Raw genomic sequence first — 26875 nt, 5'->3', positions numbered from 1 at the left:
TTAATGTCAAGTTTTCTTGTGCGTGGAAAAAAATGCCTGTCAGAACATAGAGTTGGCGCCACGCTTTAAAGGGTTTTCAGCCCTTTCTTCATAGAACCATTTATTTAGAGGCACGGGATTACATGGAAATCGGTCTGCGCGAGTGGCTGATCGTCATCGGCATCATAGTGATTGCCGGTATTCTTTTCGATGGCTGGCGCCGGATGCGCGGTGGCAAGGGCAAGCTCAAGTTCCGTTTGGACCGGAGTCTGTCGAACCTGCCGGACGAGGACACCAGCGCCGAATTGCTGGGCCCGGCCCGTGTGCTGGATACCCATAAGGAACCTGAGCTGGACGAGCATGATTTGCCGTCCATCAGCATGCCTGCGCGTGAAGGTCGGGAAAAACCGTCCAAGCGCGGCAAGCGTGGTGGCGAGCCGAGCCAGGGCGATTTGAACCTGAACCTGGACCTGGATGAAGGCCCGAGCTTCAGCAGCCGCGACAATGACTTCCCCGAGGAAGGCAACAAGCCGACGGCGCGTCAGGAAAAGGAACAGCCAGCGGCGGAAGAAGTGCTGGTGATCAGTGTGATCAGTCGCGACACCAACGGTTTCAAAGGCCCGGCGCTGTTGCAGAACATCCTGGAAAGCGGCCTGCGTTTTGGTGAGATGGATATTTTCCACCGTCACGAAAGCATGGCGGGCAATGGCGAAGTGTTGTTCTCCATGGCCAACGCGGTGAAACCGGGTGTGTTCGATCTCGACGATATTGACCACTTCAGCACCCCGGCGGTGAGTTTCTTCCTTGGCCTGCCGGGCCCGCGTCATCCGAAGCAGGCATTTGACGTGATGGTCGCTGCGGCTCGCAAATTGTCACAAGAGCTCAATGGCGAACTGAAGGATGACCAGCGTAGTGTGCTGACCGCCCAGACCATCGAGCACTACCGTCAGCGCATCGTCGAGTTCGAACGCCGCGCCCTGACCCAGAAGCGTTGAATGGCTGAGCGCTTTGCGCTCATCGCCAGCAAGCCGGCTCCTACAGGGCCGGGTAAGCATGAATACTGCGAATACCGCAGACCTGTAGGAGCCGGCTTGCTGGCGATAGGGCAGCAGGCCCGCCCCAACCGCACTAACATATTTGAGCAGCCTAGGCTGCTCTTTTGCTTTACGAGAGAACTCCATGACCGCCGCCCACACCCGGATTCTAGAGCTGCGCGCTGAACTGGATCAGCACAACTACCGTTATCACGTCCTCGACGAACCGAGTATTCCGGACGCTGAGTACGACCGCCTGTTCCGCGAACTCAAGGCCCTGGAAGCCGAGCACCCGGAACTGGTCAGCGCCGACTCACCGACCCAGCGTGTCGGTAGCGCAGCGCTGTCGGCGTTCACCCAGGTCCGTCATGAAATCCCCATGCTGAGCCTCGGTAACGCCTTCGAAGAAACCGACATGCGCGAGTTCGATCGCCGGGTCAGCGAAGGCCTCGACCTGCCGGCCGGCGACCTGTTCGGCGGCGGTGCCGAGGTTGAATACAGTTGTGAGCCGAAACTCGACGGCCTGGCGGTCAGCCTGTTGTATCAGGACGGCGCCCTGGTTCGTGGCGCCACCCGTGGCGACGGCACCACCGGCGAAGACATCAGCGTCAACGTCCGCACCGTGCGCAATATCCCCCTCAAGCTCCACGGCAGCGGCTGGCCGACGACGCTTGAAGTGCGCGGTGAAGTCTTCATGTCCAAGGCCGGCTTCGAGCGCCTTAATGCCTCGCAGTTGGAAGTCGCTGGCAAGACCTTCGCCAACCCGCGCAACGCCGCCGCCGGCAGCCTGCGCCAGTTGGACTCGAAGATCACCGCCAGTCGCCCGCTGGAGTTCTGCTGCTACGGCCTGGGCCAGGTGTCCGCCGAGATTGCCGACACCCATATCGGTAACCTGACGCAACTCCGTGAGTGGGGCATGCCGGTCAGTCGCGAACTCAAGCTGGCGAAAGGGATCGGCGAGTGCCTGGATTATTACCGCGATATCGGTGAGCGGCGTAACGCACTGCCGTACGAAATCGACGGCGTGGTGTTCAAGGTCAACAGCCTGGCGTCCCAGCGTGAACTGGGTTTCCGTGCCCGTGAACCGCGTTGGGCGATTGCCCACAAATTCCCGGCCATGGAAGAACTCACCGAATTGCTCGACGTGGAATTCCAGGTCGGTCGTACCGGTGCCGTCACCCCCGTGGCTCGGCTCAAGCCGGTCAAGGTTGCGGGCGTGACCGTGTCCAACGCCACCTTGCACAATATGGACGAAGTGGCCCGCCTGGGGCTGATGATCGGCGACACCGTGATCATTCGCCGGGCCGGTGATGTGATTCCGCAAGTGGTGCAGGTAGTCACCGAACGCCGTCCGGAAAATGCCCGGGCCGTACAGATCCCGGAAAGCTGCCCGGTATGTGGCTCCCATGTCGAGCGCACGCAGTTGGTCAAGCGCAGCAAGGGCCGCGAGACGGTCAGCGAAGGTGCGGTGTATCGCTGCGTCGGCCGGTTGGCCTGCGGCGCGCAGCTCAAGCAGGCGATCATCCACTTTGTCTCCCGTCGAGCCATGGACATCGAAGGCCTGGGCGACAAGACCATTGAGCAGTTGGTGGATGAAAAGCTGATCGCCTCGCCGGCGGATCTCTACACCTTGGCGTATGAGCAGATCGTCGACCTGGAGGGCTTTGCCGAGCTGTCGACGCGCAACCTGCTGGAGGCGATTGCCGACAGCAAGAAGCCGAGCCTGGCGCGGTTTATCTATGCCCTGGGCATTCCCGACGTGGGCGAGGAAACGGCCAAGGTCCTGGCGCGTACCCTGGGTTCGCTGGAGCGGGTCATGCAGGCGTTGCCATCGGTGCTGACCTATCTGCCGGAGGTCGGCATGGAAGTGGCCTACGAGATCCACAGCTTTTTTGAAGATGAACACAACCGCACGGTGATCGCGCAATTGCTGGAGCGCGGTCTGGAGCTGCAGGACCAGGGCGAGCTGGGGGCAGAATTTGCCGCCAGCACCACCTTGGGTGGGTTGATCGCCAAGCTGGATATCAGCTCGGTGGGGCCGACGGCGGCGGAAAAGCTGGCGACCAAGTTCGGTTCGGTCGAAGGCGTTATCGCGGCGGACTGGTTGGATTTGCGCCAGACGTTGAGTGAAAAGCCGGCCAACGCCGTGCGTGAATTCTTCGCTCAACCGGAGAACGCGCAGCGCGCCTTGGCGATTGAGGCGCAGTTGCGTGATTTCGGCATGCACTGGCAGAGCGAGAAAAAGGCGGTGGAAGGTTTGCCGCTGACGGGGCAGACCTGGGTGCTGACCGGCTCGCTGGAACTGATGAGCCGCGACGTGGCCAAGGACAAGCTGGAAAGCCTGGGAGCCAAGGTGGCGGGTTCGGTCTCGGCCAAGACCCATTGCGTGGTGGCGGGTCCGGGGGCTGGCTCGAAACTGGCGAAGGCCAATGAGCTGGGGCTCAAGGTGCTGGATGAAGAGGCGTTCGTGGTGTTCCTGAAGGGCCGAGGTATCGAGGTCTAATCCCGCGTCGGCCACGATCACGCGGCGGCATCTGGCGCACTGCAGCGTCCTCAGGCCCATCACGGTCTTGCAAGCAGCCCCACTCCCTGTAGGAGCGAGCTTGCTCGCGATGGACCTGAGAGCACTGCGTTGCGTCAGAGGCCCCGCGTTATCGTTGACGACCATCGCGAGCAAGCTCGCTCCTACAGGGAGCGGCCCGTGTTTCTTCCCTGCATCAGGGAACCCGCCAGCGCGCCCAATGATCTAGTCTAGGCAGGCCCCTGGAGAGATCGCCATGTACCGGTTCTTCGAACAACTCAGCTCACGCATCGCCGCACCCTTCATCAGCGAGCCTTCGCGCAACAGCAAGGTCTGGCAATGCCGCTGTGGTCAGTCGGTATTCTTTCGCAACAGCCAGTGCCTGGCCTGTGCTGCGGCCTTGGGCTACGAGCCGCAGGGCAGTGTACTGTCATCCCTCCAGCCCGGCCCCTACCCAGAGAGCTGGCAACTGGACACTGGCCCCGATGCCGGCCTGTTCCGCCGTTGCACCAACCTCGACACGGCGGCGGCCTGCAACTGGTTGATTCCCTACGCTCACGGCAGCAGCCTGTGCACTGCCTGTGCCCTCAATCGCACCATCCCCGACCTGTCTGTCCCGGACAACCCCGAGCGTTGGTGCAAGGTCGAAACCGCCAAGCGTCGCCTGGTCGCCCAACTGATCACCTTGGGTCTGCAAGTGATCCCGAAAACCTGGGACGAAGACAACGGCCTGGCCTTCGACTTCGTCGGTGTCGACCTGGAAGGCAAGGCCCCCATGACCGGCCACGCCAACGGCCTGATCACCCTCGACATCAAGGAAGCCGACGACGCCCACCGGGAAAAAGTCCGCGTGCAGATGCGCGAACCGTACCGCACCTTGCTCGGCCATTTCCGCCATGAAGTCGGGCATTACTACTGGGACCGGTTGATTGCCAACAGCCATTGGCTGGAAGCGTTTCGTGGCCTGTTCGGCGACGAGCGCGCCAGTTATGCCGATGCTCTGGAGCGTCACTACCAACAAGGCGCGCCACAGGACTGGGCGCAACACTTCGTCAGCGCCTACGCCACCATGCATCCCTGGGAAGACTGGGCGGAAACCTGGGCGCATTACCTGCACATGATGGATGCGGTGGACACGGCGCTGGGCTTTGGCATGAGTGCCAAGGAATCGGATTTTGACTACCCGGCGTTTCCACTGAGCGCGCTCTATGACGTAGAGCATCCGGAGGGGCCGGCGTTCCTGTCGTTCGTCAACGCCTGGATCGAACTGGCGGGCATGCTCAACGAGCTGTCCCGTAGCATGGGGCAACCGGACTTCTATCCCTTTGTGCTACCGCCGGCGACCATCGCCAAGCTGCACTTCATCCACCTGGTGATCCAGGAGGAGGGTGGTCGGGCGGATGAGGTGTTGCAGGTGCCGTCGTAGTCGGGGTCTCCCGACTCACCCTGTAGGAGCGAGCTTGCTGGCGATGGCCGAGACAGCGCCGCGCAGTTCCGGATACTCCGCGTTAGAACTGGGATCACTTCTCCTGCCTGTCAGTACGCTTGGGGTTGATGACCAGGCGTTTGACCTGCGCATCCAGCTCCTTGCTGTGATACAGGTCCAGACATTTCAGCAGATCGAAGCGCACCCCTTGGACTTCTGATTCCGCCAGCGGATTGTGATAGTCGCGCGCCAGATAACGATTCACCAGGGTCTTGATCGAGTCGGGGGCCTTCTCCAGGTCGTATTCGGTCCAGTCCCGCAAGGCGCTGACGCTGCTGCCCGCATCAATGGCTGCCGATTTGTCGTCTCTGTAGGCGTTCGCGATGCAAGTGGCGAGCACCATGTCCTTGTAATTCTGCCCATAGCTCCGTGCGTTGGCCTCCGGAGAGGTGCCGATATCGTCCTTTGCATAGCCGACGGATGCCAGCAGCATCAGGATGGAAGCGGACAGGGTGCCTTGTAGAACCTTCTTCACAGCAAGCTCCAGAAATTTGCACGGTCGGTGCGATAGCTCGCGCCGGGTTCGTTGAAATAGCAGTGGTCGTAGCAAGTGCTGCCGTTGAACAGCGTGGCGTGTCCCTGGGCATCCGACCAGCCCTGCACTTCAAACAGGATCACGCCTTTCTTGCCTCTTAGTGTGCCGCCACCCGAGGGCGGGTACTGCACAACTTCAGCTTTGCCCCAGCGCTGTTCCAGAAAGGCAATAAGGTTTTTGACACGAAAGAAGTACTGGGATTTGTCGGCGCCGGACACGGTCTGTCCCGGTATGTTCGGAATTTTCAGACCGGCCTGATTCAGGATATAGCTCATCCGTACGGCGCAGGTGTTGCTCCAGCGCTGTTCCGGAGCAGGGTTGTTGATGTTCTTCTCGACGTATCCCCCAATGACTTCGGCGACCTTGGCGCCCGAGTTGGAGGGATCATAAATTTGCTGCGATGCCGTCCAGGCGGCCAGGAAAGGCACTCTTTTCATGTGTACGTCCTTGTTTTGAACCGTCGGCGGAATCGCTGTGTCCATGTGACGATCAGGCTGGAACCAGGCATCCGGTGCGGTAAAGCCGAGATCGAGCGTAGGAGATATTGGTCATTCTGCTGACGTGGCTGGTTCCCCGCGATGGGTCTTTTGATTCGCTTTCAGTAAGAAGATTCCTTTAGTTGGAGTGGATTATGTTGCCTGGCAACCGCGCTTGGCGTCGTGATCCTTCGAAAGGGACGTTGAGCGCGATAGTGGCATCGATATGACCGTTCTCCAGGTCCTGATTATCGAAAGATCCCTTTAACTTGAGTGAAATTTCCTAGAAAATCCCATCCCGTTGCGCCTGTTCGAACTGGCGGCTAGTCTGCGTTTGTCACCGCCAATCGGTGATGTGGACGTGCAAGTCCGGTTCGCAACACAGGCGCACTGTCGCTCTTCGCCTTCAGGCATTTTCTGAGTCTGAAATCTGGCGTTATGGTGGCTGTGCGTGGGAGATCTTCGGGATCTGCCGGGTTTCCTATGTTGCCCCGGTCTTGCACACCTGCGTACAGCTGCCACCCTAATTCGCGTGCAAGCGAACGGGTGATGGCCTCCATTCAGCAACTTAGGACCATCACTATGTTCAAGATCACCCCCAACCCACCGACCGAAGACCTGTCATCTGTTGCCAGTCAGCTCGCCATCGAACGGGCTTTCGCCCACTACGAGCTGCCAGCGGGCAACAGCCGAGATTGTCGATGTGAGCATGAGCAACTGAATACCGAAGACGTTCTTGCCCAGATCGACGAAATTCTCCAGTCAGCCTCGGCCACTGCCTACGAGTGCGCAGACAACCTGCAGGGTTCCAATCGTAAATTGGCCCTGGGTGTGGTGCACCTGGTCGACCTGGCCCTGAGCCGTGTGGATAACCTGCTGGACAAACAGGTACCCCTTGCCTGACCCACAACTGTAGGAGCGAGCTTGCTCGCGATAATCGTCAGCAATAATGCGGGGTATCTGGCACGCCGCAGTATTTCCCGATTGATCGCGAGCAATCGAGCATGGGCCGGTTATCAGGCCAGTACGCCGAAGCACTCGCCTCGTTCTGACTTTCCAAGCGATAGCCATTTCACAACTTTCCAAACACCCTCTGGACAACGCCAAAACAGCTTGTTAGTTTCCGCCGGTCACCTGCTTAGAGTCTAAGGGTGATGCAGGGATGATATTGAAATGATGGCACTTCTCTGCCATTATTTATAACTAACAAGGATGTCCGTGATGAAAAGCCTGCAGGGTTTGCCCTGTCTTATCAGTGCTTCGGTCGGTGCGCCTGGCAAGGCTCGAAACTTGCCTGCTGATGTTCAGTGCATTCAATACTTGTTTAACCTGATCATTCCCAAGTTGGGTTTTCCGCTGCCCGAAAATGGCAAGTGTGATGGCCAATTGCTGCAGTGCATCAGTCAATATCAATTCCGCTATCTCAAGTATGCCCATCCCGATGGGGTCATCGATCCGACCGGCCGTACCTTCAACAGCCTGATCGAAGAAGCGATCAAGGTGCCGGTCAAGCCTCATCCGACCCTGCGCCTGCCGACCTTCCTCAATGTGTTCGGCAACGCCAATAGCGACATGGTCCAGGCCACCGTCAATCACTACCTGGACCGCATGCGGGCGATGATCGAAGCCGAGCGGCGCAACCGGCAGATGGTGCTCCAGGCCACGTGCGACGGTGGCATGAGCCTGACCGATAGCGACTTCCAGAACGCCGCAACACAGCTGGGTGGTGGTGTCTCGGTCAATATCATCAAGGCTTTTGCCACGGTGGAATCCGGTGGACGCTCCGGTTTCGGTCCGGCCAAGTTGCCGGTGATTGCCTTTGAAGGGCATCTGTTTCGCAAGTACACCAAGCGTAAATATGACCAGACGCATCCGCTGCTGTCTTACCCCTATGTGAAAAAGGCCGGGCCCCAGTGGCAGGCCAATAACAAGGATCAGACCAAGGCCTGGGACACCATGGCGACCGCTTTCGGCCTGGATCAGGAAGCAGCCTTGATGTCGGCGTCGTGGGGCATGTTTCAGATCATGGGCTTCAACTTTTCCGCGTGTGGCTACAAGACCGTTTTTGAATTCACTGCCGCCCTGAAGATTAACGCCGGTAACCAGTTAAAGGCCTTCCTGGGTTTTTGCAGTGCAAGCCCTGCGTTGGTCAAGGCGATGAAAAACAAGGATTACGTCGGTATGGCGATGAACTATAACGGCAAGGATTATGGCGACTATGACTCGCGCATCAAGAAGGCCTACGAAGCACTTGAAGGGAAAAAATAACATGCTGGGCAAACTTTCCATTTCCCATTGGCTGGTGGCGGGAGCTATCTCTTTTGGCGTCGGTGCACCGGCCTTCGCTGCGGATTCGGCGCTGCATTCCGGCAAGTACGAGCAGTTGATGCTGGCGGTGACGCCTGAGCATCAGGTCGAGGGGTTCTATGCGGAAGAGCGGGGCGAGGGCACGACTTTCAGTTGCGCGTTCTACCTGCAAGGCGAGGTCGAGGCCGGGAAAGACGCCTCGGTGTCTACCTGGCTCGATGAGGTTTATCCGGGAACCGTGAAGCCCTCAAGTGATGGCGTGACCCTGACGGTCGAGCAAGGCCGGCAGCATCCGGGCTGCATGAATGTGCTGATGCCGGATATCGCCACTGGCCTGGAGCTGTCCCAGACCGCGAACAAGAAGTGGATTGCCCTGGTGACGGTTTCGGCTGACAAGGCCTTGTTGCAGAAAACGCCGGACGCCAAGGCGACTCAAGGTGCCTATATCGTCAAGGGTGATGTGGTCGGGGTGCTGGCGTTCAAGAATGGCGCGGCCCAGGTCGAGTTCACCAATGCCAAGGACCGTTCCTTCACCGGGTGGATCAGCCAGGACCAGTATGCCCGGCTGAGCGTGCCCAAGCAGTGATTCTGCCGGTTTATCCAATCGAGTGCGTGAGCGGGCAGGTCCGCTCCTGCGGGAAATGGGCGAATAGGCCGAAGGCCGTGGGCAAGTGCTTGAGCACCCTCATATTTTTTATCTGGAACCAACGGTTGTAACTTCCGACGAGATCGGTACAATGGCGCGGCTTGCCGAGAGGCAGGCGTCGTTATGGTGACCCCATCGGTCCCCCCGCAACGATTACCCGTGAACCTGGTCAGAGCCGGAAGGCAGCAGCCACAGCGGGAACATTGTGTGCCGGGGTGTGGCTGGTGGGGTTGCCTCCATAACGCTCTCCATCAAGCTGAATCCCCCTCGAATGCCAGTCAAAGTGCAAGATTATCATCAGCGCTTCGTTTGCCTGCGTCTGAAATTCAAGGGTCGACCTTGGGCCTTGGTGCTCTGATCGCGATGCCGATAACCTTCCGGTTCTCTTGATCCTTGATCTACCTCCGTATCCACTTCGATAATTTGTATCTGGTCGGTTACAAAAATGATATCGTTGAGCCATTATTGATGCTCGCAAAATCGATGTTATAGGGAGATGGCATGATGGGAAAAATACTGGCTTTGGCTGCTTTAGCGACTGCCCTGGTTCTTTCGGGGAATGTCTATGCTCGTGGTGGTGGTGTTGGTGGGCATTCATCATCCCATTCCAGCTATTCCACGAGTAGCCGTTCGGATCACACTATTAGTGGGTACACTAGGAGTAACGGGACTTATGTCCGTCCCTCCCATGCTACAAACCCGGATGCCACTCGGAACAATAACTACAGTACGAAAGGCAATGTGAACCCGTACACCGGTAAGGAAGGTACAAAAAGTCGCGATGGCAGATAGCCTCTCAGTCGTTTTATATCACTAGAGTATCTGACGGGCCGCTGTTTTTACTAAAGGGTGGCCTGCAACTATTGAAACACCATCCCTGGCTTGGTGTTCTATGAGATCATCTTCCTCGCTTTACAGGCACTTGGCAGATATTGGATTTAGTGTCAGACATCCACTACCTTGGATTGCATGGCAGGATTCAATGTCACTTCATGAGTCAGCATGTTAAATGTCTGCGGTTGCACGACATATTTCCATTTGCCCTCTTTGTAGAACAGGAAGTTGAACGCGTTAGGGGCTGGGTATTTCTGATCGCTACGGCAGTAGTCGATGGCTTCGATGCAGGAAAGAATCGTTTGCCCCTGGGCCTGGATCAGTTGGTTGATATGCGGGCTATTCGGGTGTTGGTGGTGGTAAATCCTGAGCATGTTGCCGCCAGCTGGAGAGGTTGTCGCGACCAGCGCACACCCATTCATGGCAGCGGTAAAGACAAAGTTATGCTGTGGATTATGCCGTGGTATATCGACAAATCCGGGCAGTACATTGCCTTGAATAAAGGGGCACCAGTAGGCGGTGATCAAGGCGTCGGTGTGGAGCGGGTTACCGGTCGGTGCCAGTATGACTTCTTTCGCCTGCCCGTCACCCAGCAGGTCGAAGGCGCCTGATTTGGCGGTGTTAAGGATTCGGTTTCGTTGTTGGTTGATGCTGTTTGCTTGGTCCTTCATGAACCACGACACATTGTTTATCGCTCGCTGGGCGACATACCATATCGGATTATTCCTAAAAGTCAGATTGTGGCCGTTCATAATTTTCTCCAAATATTAAATGGATGCTTGGCGGTAGGTAAGGCACCGTCCAGTGCAAGGCATTTCGTTATCGGAGAAAATGGTATTTTATTGGTAGGAGAATGGACAAGTTATCAAACATGATGAAATATTTCCGCGCTCAAACAGTACGCGTGGAAATATGGGATCTGTTGGTTTGATTTGAACAACTTGCGAAAGCGCCTATAGCGCCGCCCGCAACTCCCTTGGTGCCAACCCGTAGTGCTTGCGAAAGCGCACCGCAAACCGTGAGGCCGAGGCATAGCCGCTGGCCGCCGCGATTTCCCCAATTGGCCGTGGCGTCGTCTGTAACCACTGCAACGCCATCCCCAGCCGGACGTTCTCGAGGATATTGCTGAAGCTGTCATCCTCGTTCGCCAATTGCCGTCGCAAGGTCGAAGCACCGAGGTTCAAGCGCTCGGCGACGCTGGCAACGGTCCAGTCCCGCGCCGGGTCGCCCATGACAATCTGTTGCACGCGCTCGCACAGCGGATCGTGGCGATCCAGCAGCAAGGGGCCGGCCCAGCCGCCAATGGCCAACGCCAGTAGCACGGCTTCGGCGTAATGGTTGCGCAGAGCGTCCGGCGAGTCGGCGTTGATGCAGTCCAGCAGGTTTTCCCAGGCCTGGGTTGTGTGCCGATCCAGCGGGATACAGAGATCCCGCGTCAGCGCTCGCCCGGGAGGCGTGGTGATCTGCTGGCTGTAGCGAACGCTGAACGCCCGCAGCAACTCGGTGGGAAAGGTCACCGCATCGGCGATGTAGTAACCCTGCGCACCGGGATAATTGCTGATCTCCACTTCGCACCCCGCCGGCATCAGGATCAGATGCCGTGAACCCACGCGAATTTCCCGATCATCCCAGCCCATCAGCTTTTCGCCCTGACGGACACGGCACAATGTGCTGACGAAAATCGGCACCCGTTGCAAGGCGTGGGGCTGACGCGCCTGTATGACACTGGCGCCGATGCGGCGTTCGCGATGCTGGATGCCGACGGGGGCGTTCATGGTTCCTAGCGTCCGTAAGGGGCGGTGAGTGTGGCCTTTGCCAGCACGTTGGCGTTGAGCATGTAACCCACCATGGCGCCGCTGGCTTGTTCGTTGACCGGTAGTTTATCCACCTTCAGCGCCCAGACGGTGAATTGATAACGATGCGGTTTGTCGCCAGCCGGTGGGCAGGCGCCGCCGAAGCCTGGCTGACCATAGTCGGTACGGCCCTGAACGGCGCCCGCGGGCAGTTGGCTGGCAGTGGGGTTGCCTGCGCCGGAAGGCAGTTCGTGGGTGGAAGTCGGGAGATTGACGACGGTCCAGTGCCACCAGCCGCTGCCGGTCGGGGCATCGGGATCGTAGACAGTGATGGCGAAGCTTTTGGTGCCGGCCGGGGCGTTCTGCCAGGACAGTTCAGGCGAGGTGTTGCCACCTTCGCAGCCGAAGCCCTGGAAGACTTCACGGCTGGTCAGGGGCTTGCCGTTGGCAATGTCGCGGCTGCTGAGGGTGAAGTCGGCGGCTTGGGCGGTGAGGCTCAGGCCGAGGGTGAGGGCGGTGAGGAGAAATCGGGTTTTCATGGTGATCTCGTCGGTGTGGAAGAGGAGAGACGAGTGTATTGGGAGGGCAAAGGGGCCGTTGTGCCGCTGCGCTCGACCATTGTGCCGAAACGCTCAGCCTGCTTCCGGGTGGCTTGTTACGTTCTGAAATATTGTTTTTATTGAGTGAAATTGACCGTTTTTTGAACAGTTTTGAGTTTTTCTAAGTCTGAAGGGTAGCAATCACAGCGCCGGTATCGTGTGTCAGATTATTGTTGAGTGGGAGTTGTTGGTTTTTAACTCTTTGAAGTTCTGAAGAATTATTAGGGAGGTGACATTAAATCAAATAACGATTGAACCGTGCTTTCCAGTGATGATTTTAATGTGGCGTCAATATTTTGATTTTTATGTTTTGTTCTGATTGGTGGGGTTTTCTACGGGGTTGAATTGTTGTGCTAGTGTTCTGTACGGCATTTTGCCGTTAAGTACTCTTTGAAAAGGGATGTAGAGCAATGGCTACTGATGCTTACGTTGAATACAGGCCAAAATCAAGCGAACAAACACATGGTGTTACCCATCATGTTGTCATCGTTGATGAAAAGGTAATTGGGTCTGAGCATAAAACGCAGCTCGCAGCTGAGAAATGGGCTTGCGCGCAGGGTTATACCGTTCACGTTGCAAGGGAACGGCATCGCCAAGATCGACCTAGCCCTGCACACTGGCGGAGGTCGGATTGCAAGCCATAGGTAAATCGGCGGTTCAGATGGTTGCTGTTAGGCTTGGCTCTCCATTCAGGGCTGAAAAAACGATTTAATAAAAACTGAATTTATGAGGAAGAATATGTTGACTCACATCAATCCCGGGCCAAAGCCCAAAAAAGATGATGGCAAGGATGATAGAAGGCATCACGTAAACCCAGAGAACAAACCGAAACACCCAACGCTACCCACGCATAAACCCTCGAAATAAGTAATAGATTTATTTTGGTTGTAGGGTGGGTGACAGGTTGATTCGAAAGAAATAAGGCGGGTTTATTATTGAAAATAAATCCGCCTTTTTTGTATTTTTATGAAGCCTTGTTGCGATCAGGCGAGCTCGATATTGACCTTTGACATGGGAATGGCGGTTTCCATCACGATGATGAAGGCCATGCGTGGGTCGATAACAGTTTTTGCCTGGCTGATGGCTTCCTGGATGGCGACTCCATAGAGGATGGGCCAATCCGAAGGCTTGAGGCAGTAGCATTCGGCCGTGGGGTGGATGGCCGGCCAGAAAGCCTTCAGGAAGTTGATTGGCAGACCGGCCGCCCGATGCTCTACGGGGACTCGAGGAATTCCGAAATCAGTGCCTTTAAGATTTTTTGCGGTGTGTTCGAATATATCGCCGATATCAGGTAGAGAGTCGCAACCTGCCGCTTGGGCCGCCGCCGCCGTCAGGCCCCAGACCGAGTACTCCGTTTCCGACATGGGCTTGTTGAGAGGGTCTCCGTAGAAATAGTCGATGCCATCCGTGCTTGTGATCCGCATAAACAGGGCGTTTTCCGGCAGTCCGCGGGCGATGGCGTCAGCCCGCACGCTGGCTTGGCATGCATAACCGGCCAAGGCTCCCAGGATGCAGAGCAGCGTTTCGACGTGAACCCCGCGTGTATCGTTAGCTTTCATGCCATTGAAAATGCGTTGGTAGACTTCTTTTCCGCCCAGCGCTGGCCCGAGCCGAGGGTTCTCTTCGTGTTTGGCTTCGATAATTTCTCTCAAGGTCCTGGTGGCAGGGTGGGCCATAAACGCTTTTTGTGTTTCGCTCCGGGTGTCGGATATGGGCTCGGCGGCCGGGACTTGAGTGGCGGGTTTGTTTTTGACCTTCGGTTTTTTTGCTCGGGAAAACAGTCGTGTCATGGACAGCGCCATAAACACTAAACCGATGGTCAGTGGTGCAATGTAATGGGTAAAGACCGGATTGTTGAAAAAGACCACGAGACAGGTGAGCCCGCTAAATACAGCAACGCCAACGAGGATGCGCAGTACGCTTTTCATATGAGGGTCCATATATTTGCGGTGCTTTTGGTCAGGCGGCTTTTTGTAGGAGCAGCCGGTCGACGCTCGATTGCTCGCGATGGCGGCGGTGAATCTTGCATCGTCATCGCGAGCAAGCTCGCTCCTACAAAGGTTCGGGGTTAGCAGGCTCTATTTGGGTGGGCGCTGGGAGTTACTGACGCTTGAACAACTTACGGAAGAACCCGGCCACCACCACCAGTCCCACGACGATGAATTTCTTCAGCGCCAACAACATCACGCCGATCTTGGCGAACAGTCCGGCCTTGGCTGCAATGCCGCCCGCCACCAGCGCCGCCAGCCCGTAAGGGGCGAGCTTGTCGGTCTTGGAGTCGTAGTCGGCGTAGCGGTTACCGTCGGTGAAGTTGGTGAACGCGAGGATCTTCGGTGTTTCCAGCTTGATGGTCTGCAAGTCAGCCATCGCCGCCACCGCGTTGAGTTCCAGTACACCTTCGCGACCCAGGACGCGGATGCTGTAGTTCAGGGTGGTCTGTTGTGCATCGTCGGCCTTCAGTTCGCGAGCCCAATACATCTTGTGGCTGCCCTGGTCGTAGCTCGGTGGCTCGGCCCAACCCAGCAGCGACAGGCCGGCATAACCCTGTTTGCGCCGTTCCTGGTTGTTCTCTTCGTCACCGGCCTGCATCTGCTTGAGCAGGTCGGTGTAGTTGATCTTGGCGGCCTCATCGTCGGAAATGTGTCCGTCGTTCTTGTAACTGACGATTACGCCCCAGCCATTGTTCGCCAGTGGACTGGTCGACGTGGGAATGATCATGCCCAAGGTCTTGTGACCGGGCGGGTTGCCCCAGCCCTCGGTCAGCAGGCGCTCGGTGTCAGCTGGCGACAGATAGTAGAAATCGTCATTGAGTTGCAGGGTGGCAATGCCGCTGGGCAGGGTGATGGTGCCGTGCTGCTGCTTGAGAGTGGCCAACCATTGCTCGGTGGTTTGGTGAGGTTGGGTGCTGGCGGTCGGCGCCGGAGCGGGAGAGCTGGTGGCCATGGCAGGCAACATGAGGCTGCTGAGCGCCACCGCGGCCAGCAGCTGGCGCAGATGCTGTTTCATCGTAGTCCCTTACAATTGGTAATAATTTTGCCGGCAGGATAACGGAAGTGACTTTGTATTACCAAGCTTGGTTATTACCCGGTTTCAGGCGGTCTCGCCTCCGTCTGGCTGGGGTGCGAGGCGTTCGCGAAGCAAGTTCGCAAACGCCTCGCGGGCTGGATGGCGGGTGGTTTCCTTGCGCCAGATAAAGCAGTTTTCCACCGTGGCCAATTCGGCGAAACGGTGGGTTTCAAGCCCGGCGGACTGCTCGTAGCGTTGCAGGATCCCCTCGGGCACCAGGGACACGCCGGCACCGGCATGCACGCTGCCGATGATGGTGCCCCAGCTGGCGTAGCTGGCAATGGCCGGCTCTGGATCATGGGGCTGGACCCAGTTTTTCAGGGCGGCGCGATAAGGGCAGCCGTTGGGCCACATGACCAGGGTCTTGCCACGCAGGTCGCTGGCGTCCCGGATCGGGCCACTGTCGGCGGCGCTGATCAGCACCAGCTGTTCACGATAGAGCGCGCTGCTGGCGATTTTCGGATGCTGGATGTCGGCGGCCACCAGGGCGCCATCGAGGCGCCGTTGGCGGACATCTTCCAGCAGTTGTGACCAGGTGCCGGTGATCAGCTCCAGGGTGACGCCGGGGTAAGCCTGCTGGTACTCGGCCAGCAACGCGGGCAGGTGCACCGTGGCGCAGGACTCGATGGCGCCGATGCGCAGGAGGCCCGACGGTTGGGTATTGGCATCGACGGCACGCTTGGCCTCGTCCACCAGGCCGAGGATTTTCGTGCAGTAATCGAGGAACACCGTGCCGGCCGGACTCAGGTTCAGGCCACGTCCGGCGCGGATAAACAGGTCGGTGCCCAGCTCGCTTTCCAGCTGCTTGATCCGCGTGGTGATGTTCGACGGCACGCAGTGCAGCCGCTGCGCAGCCTGGGCGATGCTGCCGGTTTCGGCGACGGCTTTCACCATGCGCATTTGCGCCAGTTCCATGATTCACTCCTGGTGAATTCTCGACTCAATATTGATCAATTGTTCTGGCTGACAGGTCGCTCGAGACTGTGCGCACACCTCCGATCATCTTGGATATCGCACGCTCGTGAAAGCCCTGTCCGCTCTAAAAGTGCCTCTCGCCACTGCTTTCGTCATTCTCTGTTGGGCCTACTCCCCGGTGGGTATCCATATCGGCCTGGAAAGCTACAGCCCGGTGCACCTGGCGTTGCTGCGGTTTTTGATCGCGTCGCTGTTCATGGCGCTGATCGCGCTGGTGAAAGGCATTGCCCTGCCGCGCCTGCGGGATCTGCCCTGGCTGTTTGTCTTGGGTTTTTTCGCGATTTTCCTCCATCACATCAGCCTCAATTACGGTCAGCAGTGGTTGAGCCCGGGGGCGGGGAGTGTGCTGTCGCAGTCCACGCCGTTGTTCAGTACGTTGATCGCGTTTTTCTGGTTGAAGGAGTCGGTGTCGCTTTGGCGTTGGCTCGGCGTTTTGTCAGGATTGGTCGGCGCTCTGGTGGTGGTCTGGGGCGATCATGGGCTGGGGGCTTTCGACCCCCGGGCGCTGCTGATTCTGTTCGCGGCGCTGTCCTGGAGTATTTATTTCGCCCTGCAAAAACACTATTCCCGGCATTACAGCGGACTGACCACGGTGTGCTACATGGTCTGGGCGGGGACCTTGTTGCTCTGCGTCTACGCGCCGGGGTTGGCGGGGGAAGTGGCGGCAGCGCCGCTGCGGGTCAATGTCGCGGTGCTGTTGCTGGGGCTTTTTCCCAGTGCCCTGGCTTATCTGGCCTGGGCCTATGTGTTGGCCCGTTCGCTGGTCAGTCGCTCGTCCATTGCCTTGTACCTGATTCCACCCGTGGCGATGCTGATCGCGGCGCTGGTTCTGGGCGTGGGGGTTTCAGGGGGAGTGATGGTTGGCGGCGCCATTGTCCTGGGCAGTGTGCTGGCGCTTAATCTGGAAGGGCGGCGCCAGCCCGTGACGGTGTCAGCCCTTTGTAGGCGCGAGCTTGCTCGCGAGGGTGTTCAGCGATGACGTGGGGTGCCTGAAAAAGGCGCGGTGCTCGGACGTTTATCGCGAGCAAGCTCGCTCCTACAAGGGAGAGCGGGGGTGTTTCCGGCTGCGTTTGCCTGGCCACGCTCTGGTGGCCGGCAAGTCGCAGGCATGGGACTAAGGCTTGGACAAGGCTAGATCGACCGCCGCGATCAGCTTTCCCAGGTCCTTCGGGGGAGCGTTGTGGATGACGCCGAACAAGTAGGCTCGCTGCTCGTCTTCGTCACCCAGATCTGTGAAAAAGGCTTTTAGCTTCACACCCAGCACGTCGGCAAACAGGAACAAGGCCTCGACGCTGGGTGTGTAACTGCCGGTTTCGAAGCGGCTGATGGTTTTGGGGTCAAAACCGGTTTTCTCTCCGAGTTCAGCCTGAGTTAGCCCCGCTACCTTGCGATAGCGCCTGATGGCTGCACCCAAACTTGAAATTTTCATCGCTCAATTCCCATTTAGAATCAAGAACTTAACGATAAATCTTTACATTAGACAACGCCATGGATCATCACCTTCTGTTGCATAATGTGATGTAATTCGTAGAATCGGCATTTAGGACAGGTATTTGGTGATCCCGTTTCAGGTGAAATATCTGTGAAACGGGAAAACCGCGCATTTCTTTGGTGCTCATGCCATGACGGTCATCAGCCTTGAGCAACGCATTGTCTCAGGACGTTCTCGAACACCTGTCCCGGCTAATGATGACCTTCATTTAATCCTAGTTGATCTTCGTCGAAGTACGGCCAGGCGATACCGCCAGGCGCGTTTGTGCTGCGAATTCGAGACAACCTCTAGCTGCCCGGGTGAGTTGACTCATGGATGAGACGTATCGCAGGGTCGTGGACGTCGCCGCCATTTTCTCCGAGACCGACCTTGATGGGCGGATCACCTACGTCAACGATCCATTCTGTGTGATTTCCGGTTATAGCCGTGATGAACTGCTGGGGCAGAATCACCGGATCCTGAATTCCGGCTACCACCCATCCGAGTTCTTTGTCGACATGTGGCGCACCATCGCCCTGGGCCGGGTCTGGAAGGGCGAAGTCTGTAACCGCGCCAAGGACGGTTCCCTGTACTGGGTCGACAGTACCATGGTGCCGTTGCTGGATGAGGCCACCGGGCGGGTACGCAAATATGTGTCGATTCGTTTCGACGTCAGCGAAAAGTTGCGCCTGCTGCATACCCTGCAGTGGCGGGTCGGGCACGATGTGCTGACCGGCTTGCCCAATCGGGCGTTTCTGTCGGACCTGCTGAACCAGGCCCTGGATTTTTCCCGGCGCGAAGCCATTCCGTTGGCGGTGTGCATGCTCGACCTGGACGGCTTCAAGGCGGTCAACGATGGCTACGGGCACGCCAGTGGCGACTCGCTGTTGGTGGAAGTGGCGACGCGCCTGCGCAGTATCATGCGCGGCGAGGATGTGGTGGCCCGGTTGGCCGGTGACGAGTTCGTGCTGATCCTGCGTTATGTGCACGATGCCGAGGAACTGCAGGCCGCCTTGCAACGGGTGCTCGGTGCCATTTCCGCGCCCTATTCGATACTCGGCCAGACCATCCATGTGGATGCCAGCATTGGCGTGACGCTGTTTCCCGCCGACGACGAAGACGCCGATACCCTGTTGCGCCATGCCGACCAGGCGATGTACCTGGCCAAGCAGGGTGGGCGTAATCGTTTCCATTTGTTCGACGTGTCCCTGGACCAGGAGGTCAAGGCCACCCACCAGACCGTGGCCTTGATGCGCCAGGCCCTGGTCAATGGTGAGTTCCGCCTGGTCTATCAGCCCAAGGTCAATATGCGCACCGGCCGAGTGGTCGGGTTCGAGGCGCTGATGCGCTGGCAGCATCCCCACGAGGGCCTGCTCCAGCCCCAGGCATTTCTGCCGCTGGTGGCACAGACCGACGTGATCATCGATATCGGCGAATGGGTCATCGACCGGGTTATGGCACAGATGCAGGCCTGGCGTCAGGCCGGCCACCACTGGCCGGTCAGCCTCAATATCGCCGCCCGGCATTTCCAGCGCGGCGATTTCGTCGAGCGCCTGCGCGCCTTGCTGGTGCGCCACCCCGAAGTACCGCCGCAGATGCTGGATCTGGAAATCATCGAGTCGATGGCCATCGAGAATATCCAGCGGGTCAGCCAGTGCCTGCAGGACTGCCAGACGCTGGGGGTGCGTTTTTCCCTGGATGACTTCGGCACCGGCTACTCGTCCCTGAGTTACCTCAAGCGCTTGCCCAGCCAGACGATCAAGATCGATCGATCGTTCGTGCGCGACATTCTCCATGACCAGGATGACCTGGCCTTGACCACGGCGGTCATCGGCCTGGCCCGGGCCTTTGGCCGGGAAGTGATTGCCGAAGGCCTGGAGTCCGCGGAGCATGGTCGGTTGTTGATGAGCCTGGGCTGCGACGTGGCACAGGGCTATTTCATTGCCCGGCCGATGTCGGCGGACGCGGTGCCGGCTTGGGTCGAGACGTTCGAGCCGCCGGCTCTATGGCGCAGCGCGGTCTGACGGAGTGGGGGCGTCAGTCGTGATGCCCGGTATAGAGCTGGATGGTCCGATCCACTTCCCCGGACATTTTCATCCGCAGCAAGGTCCTGAGTATCCGTTGCACCGGCAGGTCGGGGTCATCGCGCACGAAGCAGCCCACGGCTTGCTCTTGCACATCCATCACGACGTGCAACTGTTGATCCGGCATGCGTGTCTGGTTGAACCAGTCCAGTGACCACTGGTCGGTGATCGCGTAGGCGTAGCGGCCCACCTCGAGCTTTTGCAGAACCTGTTCCTGGTTGCGTGCATCGTCGCGAATGAGTAGACCACTTTCGAACTGCGCACTCAGGGTCGGGTACGAGTAGCCCAGAACGGTACCGAGCCTTTGTGCTTGAAGATTTTGCAGCGTCAATTCGGCGGGAGGTTGGGTCCTGCTGACCAGGATGTTGCGCTGTGTGAGGAAGGGGATGCTCCAGATATAGTCGCCGGACAGGTTCGGCAGCCAGGATTGCGCGGTGTAGCAGCGTATGTCGATGTCGCCGCGCTCCATGGCACTTTGCACCCGGGCACGGGGCAGTACCCGAAACTGGGCCGGACTGCCGACCTGGTGTGCCAGGCTGGTCATCAGGTCATACAAAATGCCCTGGGTCGGTTGTCCGTGCTCGATCTGGATGATCGGCATGCTCCAACTGTCGACCACGGCAAAGCGCAAGGGCGGCGGTGCGGCGAAAACAGGGGAGGACATCAAGGCCAGGGCGTAAAGAACTGCACGCATCAAACTCTCCGGCGGGAGCACAACGGGCCGCCAATTTTCGCACAAAGTGCAGCTTAGCCAGATTAGCATCCCATGCCGGATGCATTTTTACCCCTGCTCCGCTAGCATTAGCGGTCTTCCGCTTCCCCGACGCGATGGTTATCGATGAGTTATCAGGTTCTTGCACGTAAATGGCGTCCGCGCTCGTTCCGCGAAATGGTCGGCCAGACCCATGTGCTCAAGGCCCTGATCAATGCCCTGGACAGCCAGCGGCTGCATCACGCCTACCTGTTCACCGGGACCCGCGGTGTTGGCAAGACTACCATCGCGCGGATCATTGCCAAGTGCCTGAACTGTGAAACCGGTATTACTTCGACCCCCTGCGGGACTTGCTCGGTCTGCCGGGAGATCGATGAGGGGCGCTTCGTCGACCTGATCGAGATCGACGCCGCGAGCCGGACCAAGGTCGAGGACACCCGCGAGCTGCTCGACAACGTGCAGTACGCGCCGAGCCGCGGACGCTTCAAGGTCTACCTGATCGACGAAGTGCACATGCTTTCCAGCCACTCCTTCAACGCGTTGTTGAAGACCCTGGAAGAGCCGCCTCCCTACGTCAAGTTCATCCTGGCGACCACGGACCCGCAGAAGCTGCCGGCGACGATTTTGTCGCGCTGCCTGCAATTCTCCCTGAAGAACATGACCCCCGAGCGGGTGGTCGAGCACCTGACCCATGTACTCGGGGTCGAGAACGTGCCGTTCGAAGACGACGCCCTGTGGCTGCTCGGGCGTGCCGCCGACGGTTCGATGCGCGATGCCATGAGCCTGACCGACCAGGCGATTGCCTTCGGTGAAGGCAAGGTCATGGCCGCCGATGTGCGGGCGATGCTCGGAACCCTCGACCATGGTCAGGTCTTCGACGTGTTGCACGCGTTGATCGACGGCGATGCCAAGGCCTTGCTCGAAGCGGTGCGGCATCTGGCCGAACAGGGCCCGGACTGGAATGGCGTGTTGTCGGAAATCCTCAATGTGCTGCACCGGGTGGCGATTGCCCAGGCATTGCCGGAGGGTGTCGACAATGGTCATGGCGACCGCGACCGCGTGTTGGCCCTGGCCCAGGCCTTGCCGGCCGAAGATGTGCAGTTTTATTACCAGATGGGTTTGATCGGCCGCCGCGACCTGCCGCTGGCGCCGGACCCGCGAGGCGGTTTCGAGATGGTGCTGCTGCGGATGCTGGCGTTCCGTCCAGCCGACAGCACGGCGCCGCCGAGACCGCCGCTAAAGCCAGTGGGGATCAGCCAGGCCACAGTTGATTCCGCACGGAGCGTGGCTGGTGCAGCTGTTGCCGCACCAGTCGCCCCTGTGGCGCCCGTGGTCGTTCCTGTTGTCGAGACGCCGGCGGTAGCCGTGGCGCCGGCCGAAGTGGCGCCGCCGATCGTTGCGCCACCCGCTCCCGTGATTGCGCCGGTTGCAGCCGCGCCCGTGGTGGCTCCTGTCGTGATGGCCGAGGTTGCGCCGCCGGCCGAATCCGCGCCCCCGGTGGCGGAGGTCGTGGACCTGCCGTGGAATGATCCGGTCGAACCCGAAGAAATACGCCAGGAGCCGGCAGTCGAACCGGTGCTGGAAACTGTCGCCGAACAGCCGGAGCTGGCGGCCATGCCGCTGCCGACGCCGGACAGCGTGGTCCCGGATGCGCCCGAATGGGTTGCCGCGACCCTGCCCGAGCCGACGCTCGCCCAGGTGGAGGCCGCAACGCCGGGGCTGGACCCGGACGACGAGCCGCCGCTGGATGAAGACTATATCGAGCCGGACATGGACTCGGCCTACAGCTATCTCGATGAGCTGGCCAGCGAGCATGCCGCCGACCCGGCACCGGAGCCCGAGCCGCTACCGGCTGCGGCCCCGGCCACCGGCCTGGCGCTGGAGTGGCTGGAACTGTTCCCGAAACTGCCGGTCTCTGGCATGACCGGCAGCATTGCGGCCAACTGCACCCTGATGGCGGTGACCGGTGACGATTGGCTGCTGCACCTGGACCCGGCCCATAGCGCCTTGTTCAACAGCACGCAGCAGCGTCGCCTCAACGACGCCCTGAACCAGTATCACGGGCGCCCTCTGAAACTGACCATCGAGCTGATCAAGCCCGAGCAGGAAACCCCGGCCCAGGCGGCTTCCCGTCGGCGTCACGAACGTCAGGACGAAGCGGTGGCGTCGATTCATGGCGATCCGCTCATCCAGCAGATGATGCAACAGTTCGGCGCGGTGATCCGAGGCGATACAATCGAACCTGTCGATGCCCTGGTGGTCCAGGCTTAATCAATAACTGAACGACGCCAGGCCCTGGGCCTTGCGTCTCCTTGTACATGTAACTCTTGAGGTGATTCCCATGATGAAAGGTGGCATGGCCGGCCTGATGAAGCAGGCGCAGCAGATGCAGGAAAAAATGGCCAAGATGCAGGAAGAGCTGGCCAACGCCGAAGTGACTGGCCAATCCGGCGCCGGCCTGGTGTCCGTGGTGATGACCGGTCGTCATGACGTCAAGCGCGTCAGCATCGACCCGAGCCTGAAGGACGAAGACCTGGAAGTACTGGAAGACCTGATCGCCGCAGCGTTCAACGATGCGACACGCAAGATTGAAAGTAACAGCCAGGACAAGATGTCCGGCATGACCTCCGGCATGCAACTGCCGCCAGGTTTCAAGATGCCGTTCTAAGGCGCTCTGTCGTATGGCTTGCCGCGAAGGGTAAAGGCTTCGCGGGCAAGCCACACGCCTGTAGGGAATTGTGTTCCAACGTCGCCTCTGGACGTTGGCTGCAGGCGCGGGTATAAACCGCGTCTCGTGTTTTGTCGGACCCTTTGCCATGAGCTTCAGCCCCCTGATTCGCCAACTGATCGACGCCTTGCGGGTACTCCCCGGTGTCGGCCAGAAAACCGCCCAGCGCATGGCCCTGCAACTGCTCGAGCGTGATCGCAGTGGCGGTTCGCGCCTGGCCCAGGCCCTTGGCCAGGCCATGGAAGGTGTCGGCCACTGTCGTCAGTGCCGAACCCTTACCGAAGATGATCTTTGCCCGCAGTGCTCCGACTCTCGGCGTGATGACACCTTGTTGTGCGTGGTCGAAGGCCCCATGGATGTCTACGCGGTAGAACAGACGGGTTACCGTGGCCGCTACTTCGTGCTCAAGGGACACCTGTCGCCGCTCGATGGTCTGGGCCCGGAAGCGATCGGTATCCCGCAGTTGCTGGCGCGAATCGAAGAGCAGGGCAGCTTCAGCGAAATCATCCTCGCCACCAACCCGACGGTTGAAGGCGAAGCCACAGCTCATTACATCGCCCAGTTACTGGCCAACAAAGGCCTGATCACCTCGCGTATCGCCCATGGCGTGCCGTTGGGTGGGGAACTGGAACTGGTGGATGGCGGCACCCTGGCCCATTCGTTTGCCGGGCGTAAGCCGATTGCGTTGTAAGTCGGTCCGGCGCTGACGGTAACGCCTGGGCTCACGAGGTTCTCGGTCGCGCCCCGGCGGCGCGACACGAGTCACGGGGGTCAGGAGGTCAGCAGCAGCAGGATCTGGTCCATGCGATTGTTGGCAATCCAGACCAGGGGCGCGCCGATGACTGCTGCGGCACCGGCGACGTAGGTCAGTCGGCTCTTGATGGATTTGACATCGTTGCGCACCTCATTCAGGTCGCGGTGGATGTATTCGAAGCGGGTTTCCAGCTCTGTGATTCGGGGTTCCATAGCATCGCCTCCAGGGGTACGGGTCGTCTTGGCCTTGTCATGGCGGGGCGGGAGTTGCGGTTTGGCGTCGTGATGGCCCGGCTCGTGGGCCGAAGCGCTCAAGTGCGGTGCCGCGCAGTGCTGTAGCTCGACTTCCATGTGAATATGCTTCCTCGATGGTTCAGGTCCAGAGTGTTATTCGCTCGATAAAAAGAGCTTGAAGAAGTTCGCCTTATTTCGCTTCCGGGTCAATTGAGGCTGTTCTCTGATGATCATCGGAAAATTCCTCATCGTTTGAAGTCCTGCCAAATCAGGCATGCGGACTGTCCCAGTAGCGCTTGTACATGCCCAGGTTCTTTTTCAGCCGCCTGGGCAGATGGCGTTCTTGCTGGCTCAGTTTGTAGGCGAGCAGTTTCACCCCGTTGCGCCAGAGCGAGCCGGGCCAGGCGAACCAACGGCTGGGGCCAAGGAACTTCAACTCGGAGAGCACATAGCGCAGACCCTCGCCGCCGGCTCCGCCGAACTGCTGGCGAATCCATGGCTCGCGAGCGTGGAAGACGCCGATATCGAAGTAGCGTCGGAACTCTTCAGCGAGGCTGTAGTTATGGGAGTGTCGGCAACGCGCGCTGCCTTCGTAGGCGACTTTCCAGCCTGCCTGGAGCATTTTCGCCGCGACATACATGTCTTCGGAAAGGATCACATGCTGCGGGAAACCACCGACCTGCATCAGGGCCTGGCGCCGATAGGCGGAAAAGGAGTTGGAGATGAAGGCGGTCTTGATCCCCAGCCGTGGGGCATCGGCCAGGCTCTTGACCTGGGAACTCGGCGGGTAGTTGAACAACCTGGCGTGCTCGGCCAGGGGCGTGGCATCCAGGTGTGGCAGTTGTCGACCGCAGACGGCACCGACCTGCTCGTCGGCAAACGGCCGGACGATGTTGGCAATGCCTTCGGGATCTTCCAGGTAGGCATCTTGGGTCATGAACACGTAGAGCTCGTAGCCGGGGTTCTGCTCGACCATCCATTGGCGGGTGCCGCCGTGGTTGAAGTCCTTGCTGTCGATGCGTTGTACCCGGGGGCAGCGTGAGCAGGCCAGCTCGAAGGTGCCGTCGCTGGAGCTGGAGTCGACGATCAGGGTGTCGAAGGTCGCGGTCTGGGTGGCCAGGGAGTCGAGCAGGCGTTCCAGGTCGCGGCGCCCGTTGTAGGTCGGAATCACTACGGCCACTTGAGGGGTCGACATCGTTCGGTCTCCAGGTTCAGCCGGGCAGTGAGCGCCAGGGGCGCAGCCACGCGGCCAGGGCAATCAGCAGGATCAGGCTGCACAGGCTGCTCAGGCCCAGTTGCAGCCAGATACCGTGCAACGGATGCAGGCCCAGCGCGGCCACGATCATCACCGCCAACCCCAGCAGCCCATGGGTACGCCATGGCACCAGGGCCTGCAATTGTTGGCGGCGGATCAGCAGCAGGCCGGTGAGTATCACCCCACAGATGGCGGCCAGGGCGATGCCGATCAATCCGAGGAAATACGGCAGCACCGCCAGCAGCACAGCATTGAGCAGGCTGCCGGTCAGCTCGCAGGTGAGTGGCAGGCGGGTGTCGCCGGCGGCGTAGGCGTAGCGGGCGAGCAGGGCGTTCCAGGCGCCAAAGACCAGGGGAATCGAGAACCACGCGAGCAATTCCGGCAACGGGCTGTCGACGGCCTGGTGGGGCAGCAGCAGACTGACCAGCGCACCGGCGGCGCCGATCAGCCCGACCACGGCGGGCAAGGTCAGCAGGCTGGCGCTGGCCAGGCCCTTGCGCAGCAGGTCCAGGCGTTCGCTGCCCTGGCTGCCGCTCATCAGGCCGAGGAGCACCTGGTTCAGGCTCATCAGGGCGATCAGCGGCAGGTTGATCAGCTTGCGCGCCAGGTTGATCCAGGTCACGGCGCCTTCGCCGAGCAACGACGCGACCATCCGTTCGAGCAAGGCCAGGCCCTGGCTGGCAAGGTTGCTGCTGAGCAGTGGGCCGATGCGTTGCAGCAGCTCCTTTACCGCACCGGGGGCGTGGCCGAGTTGCCAGGGTTTCCAGCCACTGCGGTACAAGGCCGGCAGCAGCAGCGTCGGCATCAGCAGGCTGCCCAGTACACAGGCGCTGGCCAGGCCGGTGGGGGTCGCGGCCTGGCGCAGGATGGCCAGGTACAACACCGGTGGCAGGTTGAACAATAGCGAGCCGAGCCCGGCCAGGACAAAGCGTGATCGGGCCTGCAAGGGCACACAGAACAAGGCATGCAGGATAAAGCCGGGGGCGCACCAGGCCAGCCAGTGCAGACTGGCCCCGGCCAGTGCGTAGCCGTCACCCTCAAGTCCCGGTCCGATCAGCCGGACCCACAGGGGTGAGCCGACGCCCAGCACCAGCGCCAGCAGCAGGCCGCAGAGCAGCAGCCTGGGTGCCATTGCGCCGAGCCATGCGGTTTGTTCGGTGGCCGTACGTTGTTGGTAGAGTGGCAGCGCCGCGGCGCTGAGCAGGCCGGCGGCCAGGGCCATGCGCAGGGCCTCGGGCAGAAACAGCGCCACCAGGAAACTGTCGCTGCGTCCGCCGGCCCCCCAGGCGGCGACCAGCAGCCACTCGCGGGCGAACCCGGCGACAAGGCCCGTGAGGGTCGCCAGGGTCAGCCACAGGGTCGAGCCGAGCAGTTTCGAGTCAGGCAT

The 26875-nt window shown here is 59.6% G+C and carries 24 protein-coding genes and 1 other RNA gene; 12 read left to right on the top strand and 13 right to left on the bottom strand.

The window, feature by feature from the left end; genetic code table 11:
• The first annotated feature begins 122 nt into the window (after nucleotides 1-122).
• The 3 genes from zipA to HX866_RS14755 all read left to right on the top strand — a co-directional run bounded on the left by zipA (nucleotide 123) and on the right by HX866_RS14755 (nucleotide 4960).
• Nucleotides 123-974: a cell division protein ZipA gene (gene zipA, locus HX866_RS14765; protein WP_177092468.1), complete on the top strand. Its 852-nt coding sequence runs from the start codon at nucleotides 123-125 to the stop codon at nucleotides 972-974.
• A 184-nt stretch (nucleotides 975-1158) separates the two neighbouring features.
• Entirely contained in the window at nucleotides 1159-3516 is a 2358-nt protein-coding gene (gene ligA / locus HX866_RS14760) for an NAD-dependent DNA ligase LigA (protein WP_177140034.1), read from the top strand.
• A 274-nt stretch (nucleotides 3517-3790) separates the two neighbouring features.
• The gene (locus tag HX866_RS14755) at nucleotides 3791-4960 is read left to right on the top strand and encodes a zinc-binding metallopeptidase family protein (protein WP_177140033.1); all 1170 of its coding nucleotides are present in this window, start codon (nucleotides 3791-3793) and stop codon (nucleotides 4958-4960) included.
• Between the two features lie 94 nt (nucleotides 4961-5054).
• Here the strand turns inward: HX866_RS14755 and HX866_RS14750 are convergent, their stop codons facing one another.
• Nucleotides 5055-5453, bottom strand: coding sequence for a type VI secretion system amidase immunity protein Tai4 (locus HX866_RS14750; RefSeq protein ID WP_177093339.1), 399 nt, complete (start codon nucleotides 5451-5453; stop codon nucleotides 5055-5057).
• Between the two features lie 38 nt (nucleotides 5454-5491).
• Nucleotides 5492-5992 (bottom strand): type VI secretion system amidase effector protein Tae4, encoded by a 501-nt coding sequence (locus HX866_RS14745; RefSeq protein ID WP_177125794.1) that lies wholly within the window; start codon nucleotides 5990-5992, stop codon nucleotides 5492-5494.
• A gap of 621 nt (nucleotides 5993-6613) precedes the next feature.
• On the opposite strand from HX866_RS14745, the gene HX866_RS14740 reads away from it, so the two are divergent.
• From HX866_RS14740 to ffs, 4 genes are all read left to right on the top strand, one after another.
• The gene (locus HX866_RS14740; protein ID WP_177092464.1) at nucleotides 6614-6934 is read left to right on the top strand and encodes a DUF6124 family protein; all 321 of its coding nucleotides are present in this window, start codon (nucleotides 6614-6616) and stop codon (nucleotides 6932-6934) included.
• Between the two features lie 318 nt (nucleotides 6935-7252).
• On the top strand, nucleotides 7253-8299 hold the full coding sequence (locus HX866_RS14735) for an N-acetylmuramidase family protein (RefSeq protein ID WP_177092463.1): 1047 nt from the start codon (nucleotides 7253-7255) through the stop codon (nucleotides 8297-8299).
• Nucleotide 8300: 1 nt separating this feature from the next.
• Nucleotides 8301-8924, top strand: coding sequence for a hypothetical protein (locus tag HX866_RS14730; RefSeq protein WP_177092462.1), 624 nt, complete (start codon nucleotides 8301-8303; stop codon nucleotides 8922-8924).
• Nucleotides 8925-9117: 193 nt separating this feature from the next.
• An RNA gene (ffs, locus tag HX866_RS14725) (signal recognition particle sRNA small type) lies at nucleotides 9118-9214 on the top strand.
• Nucleotides 9215-9928: 714 nt separating this feature from the next.
• Here the strand turns inward: ffs and HX866_RS14720 are convergent.
• From HX866_RS14720 to HX866_RS14695, 6 genes are all read right to left on the bottom strand, one after another.
• On the bottom strand, nucleotides 9929-10570 hold the full coding sequence (locus HX866_RS14720; RefSeq protein WP_177125791.1) for a hypothetical protein: 642 nt from the start codon (nucleotides 10568-10570) through the stop codon (nucleotides 9929-9931).
• Between the two features lie 201 nt (nucleotides 10571-10771).
• On the bottom strand, nucleotides 10772-11593 hold the full coding sequence (locus HX866_RS14715) for a helix-turn-helix transcriptional regulator (RefSeq protein WP_177125790.1): 822 nt from the start codon (nucleotides 11591-11593) through the stop codon (nucleotides 10772-10774).
• A 5-nt stretch (nucleotides 11594-11598) separates the two neighbouring features.
• Nucleotides 11599-12150 (bottom strand): kinase inhibitor, encoded by a 552-nt coding sequence (locus tag HX866_RS14710; protein WP_177125789.1) that lies wholly within the window; start codon nucleotides 12148-12150, stop codon nucleotides 11599-11601.
• Between the two features lie 1043 nt (nucleotides 12151-13193).
• Nucleotides 13194-14138, bottom strand: coding sequence for a hypothetical protein (locus HX866_RS14705; protein WP_177092458.1), 945 nt, complete (start codon nucleotides 14136-14138; stop codon nucleotides 13194-13196).
• 172 nt (nucleotides 14139-14310) lie between these two features.
• Nucleotides 14311-15216 carry a DUF2167 domain-containing protein gene (locus HX866_RS14700; protein WP_177125788.1) on the bottom strand — a complete coding sequence of 302 codons (906 nt, stop codon included), beginning with the start codon at nucleotides 15214-15216 and terminating at the stop codon, nucleotides 14311-14313.
• An 84-nt stretch (nucleotides 15217-15300) separates the two neighbouring features.
• Nucleotides 15301-16191 (bottom strand): LysR family transcriptional regulator, encoded by an 891-nt coding sequence (locus HX866_RS14695; protein WP_177140032.1) that lies wholly within the window; start codon nucleotides 16189-16191, stop codon nucleotides 15301-15303.
• Nucleotides 16192-16297: 106 nt separating this feature from the next.
• Between HX866_RS14695 and HX866_RS14690 the strand changes: the two genes are divergently transcribed.
• Nucleotides 16298-17230 carry a DMT family transporter gene (locus HX866_RS14690; protein WP_177140031.1) on the top strand — a complete coding sequence of 311 codons (933 nt, stop codon included), beginning with the start codon at nucleotides 16298-16300 and terminating at the stop codon, nucleotides 17228-17230.
• A gap of 135 nt (nucleotides 17231-17365) precedes the next feature.
• Here the strand turns inward: HX866_RS14690 and HX866_RS14685 are convergent, their stop codons facing one another.
• A complete protein-coding gene (locus HX866_RS14685; protein ID WP_100939143.1) occupies nucleotides 17366-17680 on the bottom strand; it encodes a helix-turn-helix domain-containing protein in 315 nt (104 codons plus the stop codon).
• A gap of 374 nt (nucleotides 17681-18054) precedes the next feature.
• Here HX866_RS14685 and HX866_RS14680 point away from each other — a divergent pair, with 374 nt between their 5' ends.
• Complete coding sequence (locus tag HX866_RS14680; RefSeq protein ID WP_177092454.1) at nucleotides 18055-19746, top strand: putative bifunctional diguanylate cyclase/phosphodiesterase; 1692 nt, start codon at nucleotides 18055-18057, stop codon at nucleotides 19744-19746.
• Between the two features lie 13 nt (nucleotides 19747-19759).
• On the opposite strand, the gene HX866_RS14675 is transcribed toward HX866_RS14680, so the two are convergent.
• Complete coding sequence (locus tag HX866_RS14675; RefSeq protein WP_177092453.1) at nucleotides 19760-20500, bottom strand: substrate-binding periplasmic protein; 741 nt, start codon at nucleotides 20498-20500, stop codon at nucleotides 19760-19762.
• A gap of 144 nt (nucleotides 20501-20644) precedes the next feature.
• Here HX866_RS14675 and dnaX point away from each other — a divergent pair, with 144 nt between their 5' ends.
• From dnaX to recR, 3 genes are all read left to right on the top strand, one after another.
• Nucleotides 20645-22789, top strand: a complete 2145-nt coding sequence (dnaX, locus tag HX866_RS14670) for a DNA polymerase III subunit gamma/tau (protein ID WP_177092452.1) — start codon at nucleotides 20645-20647, stop codon at nucleotides 22787-22789.
• Between the two features lie 70 nt (nucleotides 22790-22859).
• Nucleotides 22860-23186 carry a YbaB/EbfC family nucleoid-associated protein gene (locus HX866_RS14665; RefSeq protein ID WP_177092451.1) on the top strand — a complete coding sequence of 109 codons (327 nt, stop codon included), beginning with the start codon at nucleotides 22860-22862 and terminating at the stop codon, nucleotides 23184-23186.
• A 148-nt stretch (nucleotides 23187-23334) separates the two neighbouring features.
• A complete protein-coding gene (gene recR, locus HX866_RS14660; RefSeq protein ID WP_177092450.1) occupies nucleotides 23335-23937 on the top strand; it encodes a recombination mediator RecR in 603 nt (200 codons plus the stop codon).
• 80 nt (nucleotides 23938-24017) lie between these two features.
• Here the strand turns inward: recR and HX866_RS34350 are convergent, their stop codons facing one another.
• The 3 genes from HX866_RS34350 to HX866_RS14645 all read right to left on the bottom strand — a co-directional run bounded on the left by HX866_RS34350 (nucleotide 24018) and on the right by HX866_RS14645 (nucleotide 26860).
• Nucleotides 24018-24350, bottom strand: coding sequence for a hypothetical protein (locus tag HX866_RS34350; RefSeq protein WP_256261170.1), 333 nt, complete (start codon nucleotides 24348-24350; stop codon nucleotides 24018-24020).
• A gap of 151 nt (nucleotides 24351-24501) precedes the next feature.
• Nucleotides 24502-25428, bottom strand: coding sequence for a glycosyltransferase (locus HX866_RS14650; RefSeq protein ID WP_177140030.1), 927 nt, complete (start codon nucleotides 25426-25428; stop codon nucleotides 24502-24504).
• Nucleotides 25429-25444: 16 nt separating this feature from the next.
• Nucleotides 25445-26860, bottom strand: coding sequence for a lipid II flippase MurJ (locus HX866_RS14645; protein WP_177140105.1), 1416 nt, complete (start codon nucleotides 26858-26860; stop codon nucleotides 25445-25447).
• Nucleotides 26861-26875: the final 15 nt, after the last annotated feature.

The organism is Pseudomonas gingeri (assembly GCF_013386165.1).
Taxonomy (GTDB): domain Bacteria; phylum Pseudomonadota; class Gammaproteobacteria; order Pseudomonadales; family Pseudomonadaceae; genus Aquipseudomonas; species Aquipseudomonas gingeri_C.
This window is presented reverse-complemented; position numbering and strand designations above follow the sequence as displayed.

What these genes read in the sequence shown, in the direction of transcription:
- zipA (WP_177092468.1), top strand. Translation starts at nt 123, where the DNA reads ATGGAAATCGGTCTGCGCGAGTGGCTGATCGTCATCGGCATCATAGTG.
- ligA (WP_177140034.1), top strand. Translation starts at nt 1,159, where the DNA reads ATGACCGCCGCCCACACCCGGATTCTAGAGCTGCGCGCTGAACTGGAT.
- HX866_RS14755 (WP_177140033.1), top strand. Translation starts at nt 3,791, where the DNA reads ATGTACCGGTTCTTCGAACAACTCAGCTCACGCATCGCCGCACCCTTC.
- HX866_RS14750 (WP_177093339.1), bottom strand. Translation starts at nt 5,453, where the DNA reads ATGCTGCTGGCATCCGTCGGCTATGCAAAGGACGATATCGGCACCTCT.
- HX866_RS14745 (WP_177125794.1), bottom strand. Translation starts at nt 5,992, where the DNA reads ATGAAAAGAGTGCCTTTCCTGGCCGCCTGGACGGCATCGCAGCAAATT.
- HX866_RS14740 (WP_177092464.1), top strand. Translation starts at nt 6,614, where the DNA reads ATGTTCAAGATCACCCCCAACCCACCGACCGAAGACCTGTCATCTGTT.
- HX866_RS14735 (WP_177092463.1), top strand. Translation starts at nt 7,253, where the DNA reads ATGAAAAGCCTGCAGGGTTTGCCCTGTCTTATCAGTGCTTCGGTCGGT.
- HX866_RS14730 (WP_177092462.1), top strand. Translation starts at nt 8,301, where the DNA reads ATGCTGGGCAAACTTTCCATTTCCCATTGGCTGGTGGCGGGAGCTATC.
- HX866_RS14720 (WP_177125791.1), bottom strand. Translation starts at nt 10,570, where the DNA reads ATGAACGGCCACAATCTGACTTTTAGGAATAATCCGATATGGTATGTC.
- HX866_RS14715 (WP_177125790.1), bottom strand. Translation starts at nt 11,593, where the DNA reads ATGAACGCCCCCGTCGGCATCCAGCATCGCGAACGCCGCATCGGCGCC.
- HX866_RS14710 (WP_177125789.1), bottom strand. Translation starts at nt 12,150, where the DNA reads ATGAAAACCCGATTTCTCCTCACCGCCCTCACCCTCGGCCTGAGCCTC.
- HX866_RS14705 (WP_177092458.1), bottom strand. Translation starts at nt 14,138, where the DNA reads ATGAAAAGCGTACTGCGCATCCTCGTTGGCGTTGCTGTATTTAGCGGG.
- HX866_RS14700 (WP_177125788.1), bottom strand. Translation starts at nt 15,216, where the DNA reads ATGAAACAGCATCTGCGCCAGCTGCTGGCCGCGGTGGCGCTCAGCAGC.
- HX866_RS14695 (WP_177140032.1), bottom strand. Translation starts at nt 16,191, where the DNA reads ATGGAACTGGCGCAAATGCGCATGGTGAAAGCCGTCGCCGAAACCGGC.
- HX866_RS14685 (WP_100939143.1), bottom strand. Translation starts at nt 17,680, where the DNA reads ATGAAAATTTCAAGTTTGGGTGCAGCCATCAGGCGCTATCGCAAGGTA.
- HX866_RS14680 (WP_177092454.1), top strand. Translation starts at nt 18,055, where the DNA reads ATGGATGAGACGTATCGCAGGGTCGTGGACGTCGCCGCCATTTTCTCC.
- HX866_RS14675 (WP_177092453.1), bottom strand. Translation starts at nt 20,500, where the DNA reads ATGCGTGCAGTTCTTTACGCCCTGGCCTTGATGTCCTCCCCTGTTTTC.
- dnaX (WP_177092452.1), top strand. Translation starts at nt 20,645, where the DNA reads ATGAGTTATCAGGTTCTTGCACGTAAATGGCGTCCGCGCTCGTTCCGC.
- HX866_RS14665 (WP_177092451.1), top strand. Translation starts at nt 22,860, where the DNA reads ATGATGAAAGGTGGCATGGCCGGCCTGATGAAGCAGGCGCAGCAGATG.
- recR (WP_177092450.1), top strand. Translation starts at nt 23,335, where the DNA reads ATGAGCTTCAGCCCCCTGATTCGCCAACTGATCGACGCCTTGCGGGTA.
- HX866_RS34350 (WP_256261170.1), bottom strand. Translation starts at nt 24,350, where the DNA reads ATGGAAGTCGAGCTACAGCACTGCGCGGCACCGCACTTGAGCGCTTCG.
- HX866_RS14650 (WP_177140030.1), bottom strand. Translation starts at nt 25,428, where the DNA reads ATGTCGACCCCTCAAGTGGCCGTAGTGATTCCGACCTACAACGGGCGC.